The organism is Pseudomonas triclosanedens (assembly GCF_026686735.1).
Classification (GTDB): domain Bacteria; phylum Pseudomonadota; class Gammaproteobacteria; order Pseudomonadales; family Pseudomonadaceae; genus Pseudomonas; species Pseudomonas triclosanedens.
In genome coordinates, this window is sequence record NZ_CP113432.1 from 1,585,672 (window position 1) to 1,600,528 (window position 14,857).

13 protein-coding genes are annotated in these 14,857 nt (G+C 64.4%); 7 read left to right on the plus strand and 6 right to left on the minus strand.

Annotation, left to right across the window (positions count from 1 at the left end; translation table 11 throughout):
* The first annotated feature begins 47 nt into the window (after window positions 1–47).
* Together OU419_RS07460 and OU419_RS07465 are read left to right on the plus strand one after the other, a co-directional pair.
* Window positions 48–1,007, plus strand: a complete 960-nt coding sequence (locus OU419_RS07460; protein ID WP_254471640.1) for a PDR/VanB family oxidoreductase — start codon at window positions 48–50, stop codon at window positions 1,005–1,007.
* A 186-nt stretch (window positions 1,008–1,193) separates the two neighbouring features.
* The gene (locus OU419_RS07465; RefSeq protein WP_254471639.1) at window positions 1,194–2,279 is read left to right on the plus strand and encodes a PAS domain-containing protein; all 1,086 of its coding nucleotides are present in this window, start codon (window positions 1,194–1,196) and stop codon (window positions 2,277–2,279) included.
* 1 nt (window position 2,280) lies between these two features.
* Here OU419_RS07465 and OU419_RS07470 read toward each other — a convergent pair whose 3' ends face one another.
* From OU419_RS07470 to glpK, 4 genes are all read right to left on the minus strand, one after another.
* Complete coding sequence (locus OU419_RS07470) at window positions 2,281–2,607, minus strand: GlpM family protein (protein ID WP_254471814.1); 327 nt, start codon at window positions 2,605–2,607, stop codon at window positions 2,281–2,283.
* 327 nt (window positions 2,608–2,934) lie between these two features.
* The gene (glpD, locus tag OU419_RS07475; protein ID WP_254471638.1) at window positions 2,935–4,476 is read right to left on the minus strand and encodes a glycerol-3-phosphate dehydrogenase; all 1,542 of its coding nucleotides are present in this window, start codon (window positions 4,474–4,476) and stop codon (window positions 2,935–2,937) included.
* A 140-nt stretch (window positions 4,477–4,616) separates the two neighbouring features.
* Window positions 4,617–5,372, minus strand: coding sequence for a DeoR/GlpR family transcriptional regulator (locus tag OU419_RS07480; protein ID WP_254471637.1), 756 nt, complete (start codon window positions 5,370–5,372; stop codon window positions 4,617–4,619).
* 303 nt (window positions 5,373–5,675) lie between these two features.
* A complete protein-coding gene (gene glpK / locus OU419_RS07485; protein ID WP_254471636.1) occupies window positions 5,676–7,187 on the minus strand; it encodes a glycerol kinase GlpK in 1,512 nt (503 codons plus the stop codon).
* Between the two features lie 172 nt (window positions 7,188–7,359).
* On the opposite strand from glpK, the gene ybaK reads away from it, so the two are divergent.
* The 3 genes from ybaK (at window position 7,360) to OU419_RS07500 (ending at window position 9,745) form a co-directional block, all read left to right on the plus strand.
* Complete coding sequence (gene ybaK / locus OU419_RS07490) at window positions 7,360–7,830, plus strand: Cys-tRNA(Pro) deacylase (protein WP_254471813.1); 471 nt, start codon at window positions 7,360–7,362, stop codon at window positions 7,828–7,830.
* An 80-nt stretch (window positions 7,831–7,910) separates the two neighbouring features.
* Window positions 7,911–8,693, plus strand: coding sequence for a PhzF family phenazine biosynthesis protein (locus OU419_RS07495; protein WP_254471635.1), 783 nt, complete (start codon window positions 7,911–7,913; stop codon window positions 8,691–8,693).
* A gap of 101 nt (window positions 8,694–8,794) precedes the next feature.
* Window positions 8,795–9,745 carry an electron transfer flavoprotein subunit alpha/FixB family protein gene (locus tag OU419_RS07500; protein ID WP_254471634.1) on the plus strand — a complete coding sequence of 317 codons (951 nt, stop codon included), beginning with the start codon at window positions 8,795–8,797 and terminating at the stop codon, window positions 9,743–9,745.
* Between the two features lie 6 nt (window positions 9,746–9,751).
* Here the strand turns inward: OU419_RS07500 and OU419_RS07505 are convergent, their stop codons facing one another.
* Entirely contained in the window at window positions 9,752–10,825 is a 1,074-nt protein-coding gene (locus OU419_RS07505) for an ABC transporter ATP-binding protein (RefSeq protein ID WP_254471633.1), read from the minus strand.
* Window positions 10,826–10,963: 138 nt separating this feature from the next.
* Window positions 10,964–11,881 carry an ornithine carbamoyltransferase gene (argF, locus tag OU419_RS07510; RefSeq protein ID WP_254471632.1) on the minus strand — a complete coding sequence of 306 codons (918 nt, stop codon included), beginning with the start codon at window positions 11,879–11,881 and terminating at the stop codon, window positions 10,964–10,966.
* Between the two features lie 224 nt (window positions 11,882–12,105).
* Between argF and OU419_RS07515 the strand changes: the two genes are divergently transcribed.
* Both OU419_RS07515 and OU419_RS07520 read left to right on the plus strand, forming a co-directional pair.
* Window positions 12,106–12,501, plus strand: a complete 396-nt coding sequence (locus OU419_RS07515; RefSeq protein WP_408004928.1) for a hypothetical protein — start codon at window positions 12,106–12,108, stop codon at window positions 12,499–12,501.
* Window positions 12,502–12,712: 211 nt separating this feature from the next.
* Complete coding sequence (locus OU419_RS07520; RefSeq protein ID WP_254471631.1) at window positions 12,713–14,806, plus strand: molybdopterin oxidoreductase family protein; 2,094 nt, start codon at window positions 12,713–12,715, stop codon at window positions 14,804–14,806.
* Window positions 14,807–14,857: the final 51 nt, after the last annotated feature.

The window sequence follows — 14,857 nt, forward strand, 5'->3', positions numbered from 1 at the left end:
AGCCGGGGCGGCGTGGCTGTCGCCCCGTGTCGCAGTTGAGGTGAACGATGGCCAATACATATCAGATGTTCAGCGTGCGGGTGACCGCCGTGGAACAGGCGACCCCGCAGATCAAGCGCTTCACCCTGGCCCGCGAAGATGGCCAGCCGATGCCGGCCTTCACCGGCGGCAGCCACGTCATCGTGCAGATGCCCGGTGGCTTGAGCAACGCCTACTCGCTGATGAGCGACCCGCGCGACCTGAGCCACTACCAGATCGGCGTGCGCCTGGAAGAGCAGTCCAGGGGCGGTTCGGCCTTCATGCACCAGCAAGTGGAGGTCGGTACGACGCTGACCATTTCCACTCCGAACAACCTGTTCGCGCTCGACCCCACGGCGGGCCGCCATGTGCTGATTGCCGGTGGCATCGGTATCACGCCGTTCCTGTCCCAGCTTCACGAGCTGGAAGGTACCGCTGTGCCCTACGAACTGCACTACGCCTTCCGCAGCCCGGAACACGGCGCGTTCCAGGGTGAGCTGGCCGATGGCCCGCATGCCGCCTGCGTGCGCTTCTACATCGACAGCCTTGAGCGCCGTCTGGACCTTGCCGGGCTGTTCGCGTCGCTGGAGGCCGATGCGCATGTCTACGTCTGCGGGCCGAAACCGCTGATCGACGCAGTTATCGAAGGCGCGAAGCAAGCCGGCATCGCCGAGTCGCGCGTGCACTTCGAGCAGTTCGCCGCAGCACCGGCCAGCGGTGGCGCCTTCACCCTGGTGCTGGGCCGCTCTGGCCGCGAGTTGCGGGTGGAGGAGGGCATGACGATCATCCAGGCCATCGAGAACGTGAAGGCCGCGCAGGTCGACTGCCTGTGCCGCGAAGGTGTCTGTGGCACCTGCGAGACACGCATCCTCGAAGGTGAGGCGGAGCACTTCGACCAGTATCTCTCCGACGAAGAGAAAGCCTCACAGCAGACTCTGATGCTCTGTGTCTCGCGGGCTCGCGGCGAGCGCCTGGTGATCGATCTCTGATCTTGAGGGACCGCCGTTTCCGGGCTGCTTGCGAGCGCGAGAGCCCGGAAAGCCCCGGCCATCCTCGCTGCGAACACCCAGGGAAGTCGGCCGATCTCCCGGAAATCCAGCCTGGTTTTCTGTAATCCATCAGTTGACAGATGTGTATACTGCGGCCCTCGAACAAATCCAGGGACCGCTTCGCTCATGCAGGAAAACAGCTTCGCCTTCCGCCTCAAGGAACTGCTCGAACACAACAAGCTGACTCTGCAGGCTGTGGGTACGGCGCTGGGCATTTCGCGCACGGCGGTGCACAAGTGGACCAAGGGCGGCGAGATTGATTACGACAATCTGCGCAAGCTGGCGGACTTCCTCAAGGTCAACTGGATCTGGCTGCGTTACGGTGAAGAAGCACTGCGCAGCGTGCAGGATGCCCAGCCGATCGAACTGCCGATGACCGATCTGCGTCGCCGTTACACTGCGGAAATCATGGAAAGCGAAACGCGCATGAAGCTTGCCCAGGAGGGCGCCCGCATCGTCACCTGGGAGTGGAACCTGATCAGCGATGAGGTGACCTACTCGCCCAACGTCGAGGCGGTGTATGGCTGGACCGTCACCTCCAACCCGGACTTCTGGCGCCACCTGCCGGCCGAGGACGTGGCAGCCATGCAGTCCATGTATGACCGCGCCATCGCCGAGGGTGGCACCTGCGAGTGTGACTTCCGCATCTACCAGCCCGACGGCGGCCTGCGCTGGATCTCCTCGCGCGCAACGGTGGTTCAGGACGCGGTTGGACGGCCAGTGAAAATGGTCGGCATCAGCATGGACAACACCGAGCGGATGACCACCGAGGAACGCTTGCGCAACAGCGAGGAACGCTTCCGCGCGATCTTCGAGCTGACCTGGGGCGCGCTCGCCTACATCGGCCTGGATGGCGGCTGGCAACGGGTCAACGGCAGCCTCTGCGAACTGCTCGGCTACAGCGCCGATGAGCTGTACGGCATGACCTTCCAGGAAATCACCCACCCAGATGACCTGGCGAAGAACCTTGAACTGCTGCGCCAGTTGCTGGCCGGGAGTTTCGACCGCTACGTGGTGGAGAAGCGCGTGCGCCGTCGCGACGGCAGCTTCCTCTGGGTTCGCGTGCGGACTTCGCTGCAGCGGCGCCGCCAGGACGGCCTGCCCGATCATCTGATCAGTGTGTTCGAAGACATCAGCGCCGAACGCGCCGAACGCGACCGCCTGCTGGGACGCATCGAGGAACTGGAAGCCCGTCTGGCCGAACGCGCCTGATTCAGTGCAGGCGCACCCAGACGCCCACCAGCAGCGAGGCAGCCACCAACCATGCCAGCGTGGCCATCGCCAGCGACAGCTCCAGGCGCAGGCGATCCACCAGCAGGTAAAGCGCGGCGAGGTAGACGAAGTAGGGGATGATCGACCACATGCCGAAGGCGATTGTGCTCTTCAGATCGTCCAGCGAACGGTTCTTGCCGACGATGTAGTGAGCGATCAGGGCGAAGGTGGGAAACAGCGGCACCAGCCCGGCGATGTAGTAATTGCGCGTCTTCGCCAGCACGGCGAGGATCAGCACCACGCCGGCGCCGAGGGTTGCCTTGAGTATCAGGTCCACGGGGTTCTCGAATGCAGCGACGCCACCGGGGCGGTGGCGTCGGCATTATCCGCCATTGGCTGCTGGTAGCTCCAGCGTCACTCAGTCTTCGCGGTGAGCTGCAAGGCGGGGAATTCTGCAATTGCTGAACAGAGTTTCCAGCATGGCTGGATGTCATCCCATTCCGGTTCGAGTATGTGCCAGGTAAATCGCCAGTCCGACTCAACCGGCTTCAGCGGCAACACTGAAACCACGACTCTTCCGGCGAAGCCGGCCCTGCCTGTGTTGTAACGCTACGCCAGCTTCTGGTCAGGGAGCTGGCTGATGAGGCTGATGGACTCAGGCGACTTTCGTCCGCGGCTGCAGCGGGTTTTCGCTTTCCAGGAAGCGCTCCAGGCGGCGTTGCTGTTCGGTATTGAGGAACAGGCCGAGCTTGGTGCGACGCCAGAGGATGTCTTCCGCGCTGCGTGCCCATTCTTCCCGGCACAGGTATTCCACTTCGTGGGCATAGAGCCCGCCGCCGAGGTGTTCGCCCAGTTCGCTCAGGTTGCGTGCGCCGTCCAGCAGGTTCCAGATGCGGCTGCCGTAGGTGCTGGCCCAGCGGTGGGCGAGGGCGGGGTCGAGTTGGCGCAGGCTGTCCATCAACTGGATGGCGAGGTCTTCCACGCTGCTCATCGCTTCGCCGCCCGGTAGCGGGGCGGTGGCCGTCCAGGTCTTGCCGAGGATGCCGGGGAAGTGCGGAGCGAGCTGCTCCAGCGCGGCTTCGGCGAGTTTGCGGTAGGTGGTGAGCTTGCCGCCGAACACGGACAGCAGGGGCGCTTCGCCTGGTGTGTTGTCCAGTGCCAGGGTGTAGTCGCGGGTGACGGCGGATGGGTCGTTGGACTCGTCGTCGCACAGCGGGCGCACGCCGGAGAAACTGTGGAGGATGTCTTCGCGTCCCAGTTGTCGTTTGAAATGGGCGTTGGCCACGGTGAGCAGGTAGTCGGTTTCTTCCTGGCTGATGCGGATCTGCGCCGGGTCGCCCTGGTATTCGCGGTCGGTCGTGCCGATCAGTGTGAAGTGCTGCAGGTAAGGAATGGCGAAGACGATGCGCCGGTCCTCGTTCTGCAGGATGTAGGCGTGTTCGCCGTCGTACAGGCGCGGCACGATCAGGTGGCTGCCCTGAATCAGGCGAATGCCGTAGGGCGGACGCTGGCGCAGTTCGTCGCGCAGGAAACGGTCGACCCACGGGCCGGCGGCGTTGACCAGCGCGCGGGCGCGGACCGAGTAGAGGCTGCCGTCGCTGCGTTCCAGGTGCAGGTGCCACAGGCCCTTGCTGCGCCGCGCGCTGACGCAGCGGGTGCGGGTGTGGACATGCGCGTGGTGCTCGCGGGCGCTCATGGCGTTAAGCACCACCAGGCGCGCATCGTCCACTGCGCAGTCGGAGTATTCGAAACCGCGGGTGATCTGCGCTTGCAGCGGGCTGTCGGTGCCGAAGCGCACGCCGCGGGACGCCGGAAGCTTTTCGCGCTTGCCCAGGTGGTCGTAGAGGAACAGGCCGGCGCGGATCATCCAGGCTGGGCGCAGGTGCGGCTGGTGCGGCAGGACGAAGCGCAGCGGGTGCACGATGTGCGGGGCCTTGGCGAGCAGGACTTCGCGTTCGGCGAGAGCCTCGCGCACCAGGCGGAATTCGTGGTGTTCCAGGTAGCGCAGGCCGCCGTGAATCAGCTTGCTGCTGGCGGATGACGTATGGCTGGCAAGGTCGTGTTGTTCGCAAAGGAACACGGAGAGGCCCCGTCCGGCGGCATCGGCTGCTATGCCCACGCCGTTGATACCGCCACCGATGACGGCAAGGTCATAGACTTCGGCCAAGGGCGCGTTGCGCTTGCCAGTGGGATTCATGGGACGGCCTCGAGATGGAAAGTGAACACATTTATGTTCGAATTCGAAAATATCTTAGTTCGATGAATGAAGTATGACCAGCCCGCCTGAGAGAAAACGAGCAGGCATTCGTCAGTATTTTCGAAGTTGAACCCGAGGCGTCAGACGAGCTCGAGGTGCACCTTGTGCTGGTTCAGCAGGCGTGCCACGGCGGGTGGCGGCGGGCTGTCGGTGAAGACGCGGCTGACCAGGGAGATCGGCCCCAGGCGCACCACGGCGTTGCGCCCGAACTTGCTGGAGTCTGCGGCGAGGAAGACCTGCCGGGCGTTATCGATGATGGCGCGGGAAACGCGCACTTCCTGGTAGTCGAAGTCCAGCAGGCTGCCGTCGTCGTCGATGCCGCTGATGCCGACCAGGGCGAAGTCGACGCGGAACTGCTCGATGAAGTCCACGGCGGCCTGGCCGACCACGCCGCCATCGCTGCGCACGGTGCCGCCGGCGATCAGTACTTCGAAGTCGTCCTTGCCACCGAGGATATTGGCGACATGCAGGTTGTTGGTGATGATCTTCAGGTTGCGATGGCCGAGCAGGGCGCGGGCAATCGCTTCGGTAGTGGTGCCAATGTTGATGAACAGCGAGGCGTTGTCCGGCACGTGGCTGGCGATGGCGTCGGCGATGCGCTGTTTTTCGTCGCGCATCTGGTCGGAACGGGTGTTGTAGGCGGTGTTCTCGATGCTCGAATCCCAGGCCGCGCCGCCGTGGTAGCGGCGCAACAGGCTCTGTTCGGCGAGCTGGTTGATGTCGCGGCGGATGGTCTGCGGGGTGACGGCGAACTGCTGGGCGAGCTCTTCGATGCTCAGGTAGCCGCGTTCGCGGACCAGGTCGAGAATGCTTTGCTGGCGGGGTGGCAGGTTCATGCGGTTCGCTCGTTGAATGGGGCGGCGGCCTGGAATGCTATGGCGCAGAGGGCAGTTGCTCAATGCGCCCGCGTGCATTCGGGAAACTGTCGACCAGCCCAAGCGTTAGTCGGGCGTCCTCGGCAGTCGGGTGTCGTTTGGCTTCGTCAGGTGCGGGGGTGAGACTCAACCCTTTGCCTGCCTTTCGCAGATACCACTCCCTGTCCGGAGCTTCGCTCAAGGTAATCATCACAATCCAGTCGGACATCGGGACAAGACCTCTGCGTCAAAATCGCAAGCGAGGGCGAAGTGTCGTCAGCTTGCTCAGTCTGCCGCCCAGCCGCGGGTGCGCTCAACCGCCTTCTTCCATCCCGCATACAGCCGCGCGCGCTCGGCTTCGTCGCAGGCCGGCTGGAACACCCGTTCGATCACCGCCTTGTTCTTCAGCTCCGCCAGGCTCCCCCAGAAGCCGCACGCCAGCCCCGCCAGCACAGCGGCGCCGAGCGCCGTGGTTTCGCGCATCTGCGGACGTTCCACGGGTGTGCCGAGGATGTCGGCCTGGAACTGCATGAGGAAGTTGTTGGCCACTGCGCCGCCGTCCACGCGCAGGGCGCGCAGCGCTTCGCCGGCGTCCTGCTGCATGGCGTCGAGCACATCGCGGGTCTGGTAGGCGATGGATTCGAGGGTGGCGCGGATCAGGTGGTCGGCTTTCACGCCACGGGTCAGGCCGAACAGCGCGCCACGGGCGTACGGGTCCCAGTAGGGCGCGCCCAGGCCGGTGAACGCCGGGACCAGGTAGACGCCGTTGCTGTCCTTGACCTTGGTGGCGAAGTACTCGGAGTCGTGGGCGTCGTTGATCACCTTGAGCTCGTCGCGCAGCCACTGCACGGTGGAGCCGCCGTTGAACACCGCGCCTTCCAGTGCGTAGGCCACTTCGCCGCGCGGGCCGCAGGCGATGGTAGTGAGCAGGCCGTGGGTGGATTTCACGGCCTTGGCGCCGGTGTTCATCAGCAGGAAGCAGCCGGTACCGTAGGTGTTCTTCGCCTGGCCCGGTTCCACGCACATCTGGCCGAACAGCGCGGCTTGCTGGTCGCCGGCGATACCTGCGATCGGCGTGCGGTGCACTCCGAGCCCGCCGACCTTGGCGTGGCCGTAGATCTCGGACGATGCGCGCACCTGCGGCAGCATCGCCCGCGGAATGCCGAGGGCCGCGAGCAGGCGCTCGTCCCAGTCGCGCTTGTGGATGTCGAACATCAGGGTGCGCGAGGCGTTGGTGTAGTCGGTGACGTGCACTTCGCCTTCGGTGAGCTTCCAGATCAGCCAGCTATCGATGGTGCCGAACAGCAGCTCGCCGCGCCGGGCGCGCTCTCGGGTGCCGTCGACGTTGTCGAGGATCCACTTGAGCTTGGTGCCGGAGAAGTAGGGGTCGGTGACCAGGCCGGTGGTTTCGCGGATGTAGTCTTCCAGGCCGTCGCGCTTGAGCTGTTCGCAGATTGCCGCGCTGCGCCGGCATTGCCAGACGATGGCGTTGTGGATCGGCCGGCCGGTGGCCTTGTCCCACACCACGGTGGTTTCACGCTGGTTGGTGATGCCGATGGCTGCCACTTCGGAGACGCTGATGCTGGCCTGGGCCAGCGCTTCCACCAGCGTCGAACTCTGGGTGGCCCAGATTTCCATAGGGTCATGCTCGACCCAGCCGGCCTGCGGGTAGATTTGCGCGAACTCGCGTTGGGCCACGCTGACGACGTTGGCATCGTGGTCGAAGATGATGGCGCGGGAGCTGGTAGTGCCCTGGTCGAGGGCGACGACGTATTTCTTGTTCTTCAGGTCGGTCATGGCGGCGGCCTTGTGCGGATTCCGTTCGGCTGTCCGGCCATATGGGCCGGACGGAGATTGGCGCAGAACATACGGGATTCGCCTGCGCGGGTGAAGCGATGGCCGTGCAGGGCGTTACGGCTTGGCTTACTGTTATGCGATGGAAATCCGCTTGCGAGAAGCCTGTCCGATCATGACTCCCGCCATCGATCTGTTGAAGAAGAACCGCGCCGAACATCATGTGCTGAGCTACGAGCACGATCCCAAGGCGCCGTCCTACGGACTGGAAGCCGCCGAGAAGCTCAATCTCGATCCGGCCCGTGTGTTCAAGACATTGCTGGCAGCCAGCGAGAAGGGGGAGCTGCTGGTAGCGGTGGTGCCGGTCGCCGGTACGCTCGATCTGAAGGCGCTGGCCCACGCCGCCGGCGTCAAGAAGGCCGATATGGCCGACCCCAATGCCGCGCAGCGCGCCACTGGCTACCTGGTGGGAGGCATCAGCCCCCTGGGACAGAAGAAGCGCCTGCGCACGTTCATCGACGAGTCCGCCCAAGGCTTCGAGACCATCCATGTGAGTGCCGGCCGGCGTGGGCTGGAGGTGGAGCTGAGCGCCGCGACGCTGGCCGGCCTGACCGCCGCGACGTTCGCGCCAATCGGCCGTCCCTGAGCGCTGTCTGGTCCATTCTGTATCGTTCGCCGTCCGTCGGCTTCTGTCATGCTCGGGGCATCACTGACCAGGAGACTGCCATGCAACTCGACTTCCACCAGGTGGACGCTTTCACCGACCGCCCATTCGCCGGCAACCCGGCGATGGTCTATCGCCTCGATGCCTGGCTGGCCGATGAACTGATGCAGAAGATCGCCGCCGAGCACAATTTGTCGGAAACCGCCTTCCTGGTTGACGAGGCCGATGGCTGGCGCATCCGCTGGTTCACGCCGACTGCCGAGGTGCCGTTGTGCGGCCATGCGACGCTGGCCAGCGCGCATGTGCTGTTCGAGGTATTCGGCGAGCCGGGCGATTATCTCGAGCTCAATTCGTTGTCCGGGCCGTTGCGGGTATTCCGCGAGGATGGCCGGCTGGCGCTGGACTTCCCGGCGCAGCCGCCAAGCGAGGTGGGCAGTACCGTCGAGCTGGAACAGGCGCTGGGAATGCCGGTTGTGGATGCGTTGAGCACCACGTCGCATCTGCTGGTGTTGCTGGAGTCGGAGCAGGCAGTGCGTAGCTGTTCGCCGGACTTCGCGGCACTGGCGCGTATGCCTTACCTCGGGGTGATCGTGACCGCGCGCGGCGATAGCCATGACTTCGTATCGCGCTTTTTCGCCCCCGCCATCGGCCTGAACGAAGACCCAGTGACCGGTGCAGCCCATTGCAGTCTGATTCCCTATTGGTCGCAGCGCTTGAGCAAGCTGCAGATGCGCGCTTTCCAGTGTTCGGAGCGCGGTGGCGAACTGTGGTGCCGGCTGAATGGCGACCGGGTGAGCATCGCGGGCCACTCGCGCCTGGTCGCCAGCGGCCGACTGGTTCTTTGACCTGTGCCCGGAGGCCGGCCTGGCGCTATCGGCTAGGCTTCTGAGCCTGCGGAACCGTGTCAGGCCCGGCGTGGTTCGCATGGATGGAGGCAAAGCGGAAGATGGCGATTCTGGTCATTGCGGACTACCTCGGGGCCACGGCCCAGGCGCCGGCGCAGTTGGCGACGGCGACGTTGAGCACGTTGAGTGCGGCCCGGCAGATCGGCGGCGAGATTCACCTGCTGCTGGCCGGCAGTGGGCTGGATGAGCTGGCGGAACATGCCGGTCGCATCGCCGGCGTCGAGCGCGTGCTGCTGGCTGGCGATCCTGCCTATGATCATCTGCTGGCTGAGAATCTCAGCGCACTGGTGCTGCAACTGGCGCCGGGCTACAGCCATATCCTCGCCCCGGCGAACGCTTGCGGGCGCAACTGTCTCCCGCGCATCGCCGCGCTGCTGGATGTCGATGCCGTCTCGGACGTCATCGAGGTACTCGACGAGTCTACCTTCAAGCGCCCGGTCTACGCCGGTAACGCCATCGCGACGGTGCGTTGCGAGGGCGCGGTGAAGGTGCTTGGTATCCGGCCGACGGCGTTCGACCCGGCTCCGCAGGAGGGCGGCCGTGCGGAGCGGAAGGCGGTATCCGGTCCTGGTGAGCTGGGCCTCTCCTGCTGGCTGGCGGAGGAACACCCGGTTTTCGAGCGGCCCGCGCTGGAGTCGGCGCGAGTGATAGTCGCTGGTGGACGTGGCCTGCAAAGCGCCGAGGGTTTTGCCTTGCTCTATCCGCTGGCTGATCGGTTGCAGGCTGCGGTTGGCGCTTCGCTGGCGGCGGTGGATGCGGGGTTCGCGCCGGCCGAGCTGCAGGTTGGGCAATCCGGCCGCATCGTCGCGCCGGAGCTGTATCTCGCTATCGGTATTTCCGGGGCGGTGCAGCATGTCGCGGGCATGAAGGACGCCAAGGTCATCGCCGCGATCAATCTCGATCCCGATGCGCCGATCTTCGAGATCGCCGATTACGCCCTGGTGGGCGATCTGTTCGCGCTGTTGCCCGAGCTTCAGCGCGAACTGGGCTGAAGGCATTCAGATCGGTCGCTGGATTTCCACGCTGCCGCGTGCCGGAAACAGCACCAGGTGCTCGGCGGCCACGCCGATGCTGACCTCGTCGCCGGGCTGGTGGTCGGCGTGGCTGGGGAAGATCGATTCGAGCTGAGTCCCGGTAGGCAATTGCAGACGGTAGAGCGTCGCCGCGCCGAGGAATGACTTGCCGACGATCTTCGCTTTGAGAGCGCCATCGGTGGCCGGGACCAGGTCGTCCGGGCGCAGCAGGACGTCCACTGCGCTGCCGTCGGGGAGGCTGTAGGCGCGGTTGCCGCGCAGGAGACCGAGCTCGGTCTGCACCGAGTCGTTCCCGCGCATCTGTCCACGAATGAAGTAGCCCTGGCCGATGAAGCTGGCCACGAATGGCGTTTGCGGTTCGTGGTAGAGGTTGAAGGGGGTATCCCACTGCTCCAGCCGGCCGTTGTGGAATACACCCACGTGATCGCTGACGGCGAATGCCTCTTCCTGGTCGTGGGTGACCAGGATCGCGCTGGTGCCGCGCGCCTTGAGGATGTCGCGCACCTCGTGGCTGAGCTGGCGGCGCAGTTCCACGTCGAGGTTGGAGAAGGGTTCGTCGAGCAGCAGCAGTTGCGGTTGCGGGGCCAGTGCGCGGGCAAGGGCGACACGCTGTTGCTGGCCGCCGGAAAGCTCGTGGGGGAAGCGCTGCCCAAGAGCGTCGAGCTTCACCAGTTGCAGGAGTTCGTCGACGATGCGTGCGCGCTCGGGGTGCTTGCGGATGCCGAAGGCGATGTTCTCCGCCACGGACAGGTGCGGGAACAGTGCGTAGTCCTGGAACACCATGCCGATTCGGCGCTTCTCCGGGGCCAGTGTGAAGCCCGGACGGGAAATTATTTCACCGGCCAGCTCGATGCGGCCACCCTGAACCGGTTCGAACCCGGCGATGGCGCGCAGGGTAGTAGTCTTGCCGCAGCCGGAAGGGCCGAGCAGGCATCCGATATCACCGGCGTTCAGGTGCAGGCTGACGCCTTGCACCACGCGCTGCTGTTCATAGCCACAGGAAAGATCGTCGAGGTTGAGCAGCAGCGATTTGGTCATCGAACTCGGAACCGGATCAGAATCTCGCCGCGCGCAGTCCGGGCAGGGCGGGAGCAGGTAAGGATGCGCAGTCTACGCCTGCCGCATACCTGCGACCTGCGTCGCATCGGCAAGCGCAGGACGACGATGCACGGGTTCTCAGGCGTAGTGGGCGTGCTCGACCAGCAGTTCGAGCAGGGCCTTCTGGGCGTGGAGACGGTTTTCCGCCTGGTCCCAGGCCACCGAGCGCGCGTCGTCCAGCAGGTCTTCGCTGATCTCTTCGCCACGGTGGGCCGGCAGGCAGTGCATGAATAGTACATCCGACTCCGCGCCGTCGAGCAGTGCACGTGTTACCTGATATGGCTGGAACAGGCGCAGACGGGCTGCGGCTTCGTCTTCCTGGCCCATGGAGGCCCAGACGTCGGTGCTCACCAGATGCGCGCCGGCCACTGCTTCGTGTGGGTCACGCACGACCCTTACGCGGTCGCCGGCCAGGTCCAGCAACCCCGCGTTCGGCTCGTAGCCTGCCGGGCAGGCGACGCGCAGTTGGAAGTCGAAGCGGATCGCCGCCTCGATGTAGCTGTTGCACATGTTGTTGCCGTCACCGATCCAGGCCACGGTCTTGCCCGCGATGCTGCCGCGATGCTCGTGGAAAGTCTGCATGTCGGCCAGCAGTTGGCAGGGGTGGAGGTCGTCCGACAGGCCGTTGATCACCGGTACGCGGGAGTTGGCGGCGAACTCGGTGAGGTTGCTGTGGGCGAAGGTACGGATCATCACAGCGTCGACCATCCGCGACATTACCCGGGCGGCATCGCCGATTGGCTCGCCACGGCCGAGCTGGGTGTCGCGCGGGGAGAGGAAGATCGCCTGGCCGCCGAGCTGGATCATGCCGGCTTCGAACGAGATCCGCGTACGGGTCGAGGCTTTCTCGAAGATCATGCCCAGCACACGGTTCTTCAGCGGCTCGTAGAGCACGCCTCGGTCACGCAGGTCTTTCAGCTCGCTGCCGCGGCGGATCAGACCGAGAAGCTCGTCGGTCGTGTAATCCAGCATCGAGAGGAAGTGCCGTGCGCTCATGGTTCGTACCTACTACTTATTCTCAGAATCGGGCCGAGGTACCGACCGGATTTCGTGAGAAAAAACGGGCTGAACCTGCGGCGGGACCGCATGGAGCGGAAAATTGGGGAAGGCGCGATCCTATAAGGAAATTACGCATTGATGCAAGTTTCGCCCGGAAGGACATTGGAGCTGCGCCGGGACCATTCCTACGAACTTTGAGGGTGCCACCGACAGACCCGTCGGTGACTCGATTGATCGCTTCTCGTCGCCATCAAGAGGATGGCGAATTTGTTCTTTATGTGTTGTTTGTCCGCCGCCATTGCCACCCTCATCGCCGCTGCCAGCGGTTGCACCAGCTACAACTCAGCCAGCCCGCCCCGGTGGCTGGTAACGTCAAGAGCGATCTGAAAGCTGGCGGCGGCGTAGATGGGAAGACCAGCGGCCAGTCCTTGGCCAATGTGCGCTTCAGCTTCATCAAGTTCGCCGGTGGCGTGAGCTACGGTGGCGAATCCCGGCGGTCCGGGCCTGGCTGTACCCGACCCGGTTTCCAGCGCCAAGGCTGCCGCAACGAAATGAACGAGCAGGACGACTTCAACTTCAAGAAGGTCGACGTCAAGCAAGGGATCGATCCAGGGTAATCCATTGTCCGGACTGTCTGCGGAACCCTCTCGCAGGCGTCCTGCGCGGGCGCCTGGGTACCGGCGCAGTATTCTCCAATCCTCACGCCTGATGTCCTCTGATTCACCCGACTGACGCTAGTGGCGTTCGCCACATCCGCGTTCCATAGTTCTCGCTCGACAAGACGACCGGCACGCCACGAGCGCCGGCGATACAAAGACGAGGCGAGCTATGAGCAAGACCCTCCATTACCGTGCGTGCCATCTCTGCGAAGCGATCTGCGGTCTGACTATCGAGACCGAAGGCGAGCGCATCGTCTCGATCAAGGGCGACCAGCAGGACAGCTTCAGCCGCGGCCATGTCTGCCCCAAGGCTGTGGCTCTCCAGGATATCCAGAGCGATCCCGACCGGTTGCGTCAGCCCGTTCGGCGAGTTGGCGGTGAATGGCAGCCGATTGAATGGAACGAGGCTTTCGAGCTTGTTGCCGCACGCCTGAAGGATATCCGTGAGCGTCATGGCAACGACGCGGTTGCCGTCTACCAGGGCAACCCCAGCGTGCACAACTATGGGTTGATGACCCACAGCAACTATTTTCTTGGCCAACTCAAGACGCGCAACCGCTACTCGGCTACCTCCGTCGACCAGTTGCCGCACCACCTGGTCAGCCAGCAGATGTTCGGTCACGGTCTGCTTATTCCGATTCCGGACATCGACCATACCGATTTCATGCTGATCCTCGGCGGTAACCCGTTGGCCTCCAATGGCAGCATCATGACTGTGCCTGACGTGGAGAAGCGCCTGAAGGCGCTGAAGAACCGAGGCGGCCGTCTGGTGGTCGTCGATCCTCGGCGAACGGAAACCGCGGCGATCGCCGATCAGCACCTGTTCGTCCGTCCGGGAGAAGATGCAGCGCTGCTGCTGGGCATGCTCGATACGCTGTTCAGCGAAGGGCTGACCCGTGACACTCACTTGCCGGTGAACGGCCTCGACACCGTGCGCGCGGCGTTGGCGCCGTTCAAGGTCGACGCGATGGCGGTACGCTGCGGTGTTCCGGCGGAGGACATTCGCCAGCTCGCGCGGGATTTCGCGGCAGCTGACAAAGCTGTCTGCTATGGCCGCATGGGCGTTTCCACCCAGGTATTCGGCAGCCTCTGTCAGTGGCTGGTGCAACTGATCAACCTGCTGACCGGCAATCTCGACCGGGTTGGTGGCACGCTCTGCACCACGCCTGCGGTGGACCTGGTGGCGACGACCGCCGGTGGCGCCTTCAACCGCTGGCAAAGCCGGATCTCCCGGCTGCCGGAGTATGGTGGCGAGTTACCGGTCGCGGCTTTGGCGGAAGAGATGCTGACCGAGGGCGAGGGGCAGGTGCGCGCGCTGGTGACCGTAGCCGGCAACCCGGTGCTGTCCACTCCAAACGGGCGACGCCTGGAACAGGCGCTGGACGGACTGGAGTTCATGCTGAGCATTGACCTCTACATCAATGAAACCACCCGCTACGCCGATCTGATCCTGCCGCCCACGGCGCCGCTGGAGCACGATCACTACGACACCACCTTCAACGTGTTCGCGGTACGCAACGTCACTCGCTTCAACGAGGCGGTGCTGCCCAAACCCGATGGGGCGCTGCATGACTGGGAAATCTTCGTCGGCCTGGCCCGCGCCTATGCCGAGCGCATGGGGACCGAACTGAAGCCGACGATGGCGCCGGAGCAGATGATCGAGATGGGATTGCGCTTCGGACCATTTGGCGATGCGTCCGAGCGCAAGCTGAATCTGGCACGGTTGCGCGAGTATCCGCACGGGCTGGACCTGGGACCGCTGAAGCCGAATCTGGCGCCCCGTCTGAAGACCACAAGCCGCAGCGTCGAGGCGGCGCCGGAGATATTCCTGGGTGACCTGCGCCGCTTCGCCGACACTCAGGTTCCGGCGTTGGACCAATTGTTGCTGATCGGTCGCAGGCACGTACGCAGCAATAACTCCTGGATGCACAACTACCACCGCCTGGTGAAGGGCAAGCCGCGTCATCAATTGCTCATGCACCCGCGGGATCTGGCGTCCCGTGGCCTGGTAGACGGTCAGAGAGTGCGGGTGCGCTCGCGGGTCGGCAGTATCGAGATCGAAGTGGCTGCCAGCGATGAGGTGATGGTCGGCGTGGTCAGTCTGCCGCATGGTTGGGGGCATGCCAGACCGGGAGTGCAACTGGCCATTGCACGCGAACAGGGCGGGGCGAGTGCGAACGATCTGACGGATGAGCGCCACCTTGATGCGCTCTCCGGCAATACGGCGCTGAACGGCGTACCGGTGGAGGTCGAAGCGGCCTGACAGGCCGTCGCCACCTGCCTGCAAAGCCGAGCGTAGCGCTCGGCTTTGCAG

What these genes read in the sequence shown, in the direction of transcription:
- OU419_RS07460 (WP_254471640.1), top strand. Translation starts at nt 48, where the DNA reads ATGGCCAATACATATCAGATGTTCAGCGTGCGGGTGACCGCCGTGGAA.
- OU419_RS07465 (WP_254471639.1), top strand. Translation starts at nt 1,194, where the DNA reads ATGCAGGAAAACAGCTTCGCCTTCCGCCTCAAGGAACTGCTCGAACAC.
- glpD (WP_254471638.1), bottom strand. Translation starts at nt 4,476, where the DNA reads ATGAATCCCACTGGCAAGCGCAACGCGCCCTTGGCCGAAGTCTATGAC.
- OU419_RS07480 (WP_254471637.1), bottom strand. Translation starts at nt 5,372, where the DNA reads ATGAACCTGCCACCCCGCCAGCAAAGCATTCTCGACCTGGTCCGCGAA.
- glpK (WP_254471636.1), bottom strand. Translation starts at nt 7,187, where the DNA reads ATGACCGACCTGAAGAACAAGAAATACGTCGTCGCCCTCGACCAGGGC.
- ybaK (WP_254471813.1), top strand. Translation starts at nt 7,360, where the DNA reads ATGACTCCCGCCATCGATCTGTTGAAGAAGAACCGCGCCGAACATCAT.
- OU419_RS07495 (WP_254471635.1), top strand. Translation starts at nt 7,911, where the DNA reads ATGCAACTCGACTTCCACCAGGTGGACGCTTTCACCGACCGCCCATTC.
- OU419_RS07500 (WP_254471634.1), top strand. Translation starts at nt 8,795, where the DNA reads ATGGCGATTCTGGTCATTGCGGACTACCTCGGGGCCACGGCCCAGGCG.
- OU419_RS07505 (WP_254471633.1), bottom strand. Translation starts at nt 10,825, where the DNA reads ATGACCAAATCGCTGCTGCTCAACCTCGACGATCTTTCCTGTGGCTAT.
- argF (WP_254471632.1), bottom strand. Translation starts at nt 11,881, where the DNA reads ATGAGCGCACGGCACTTCCTCTCGATGCTGGATTACACGACCGACGAG.
- OU419_RS07520 (WP_254471631.1), top strand. Translation starts at nt 12,713, where the DNA reads ATGAGCAAGACCCTCCATTACCGTGCGTGCCATCTCTGCGAAGCGATC.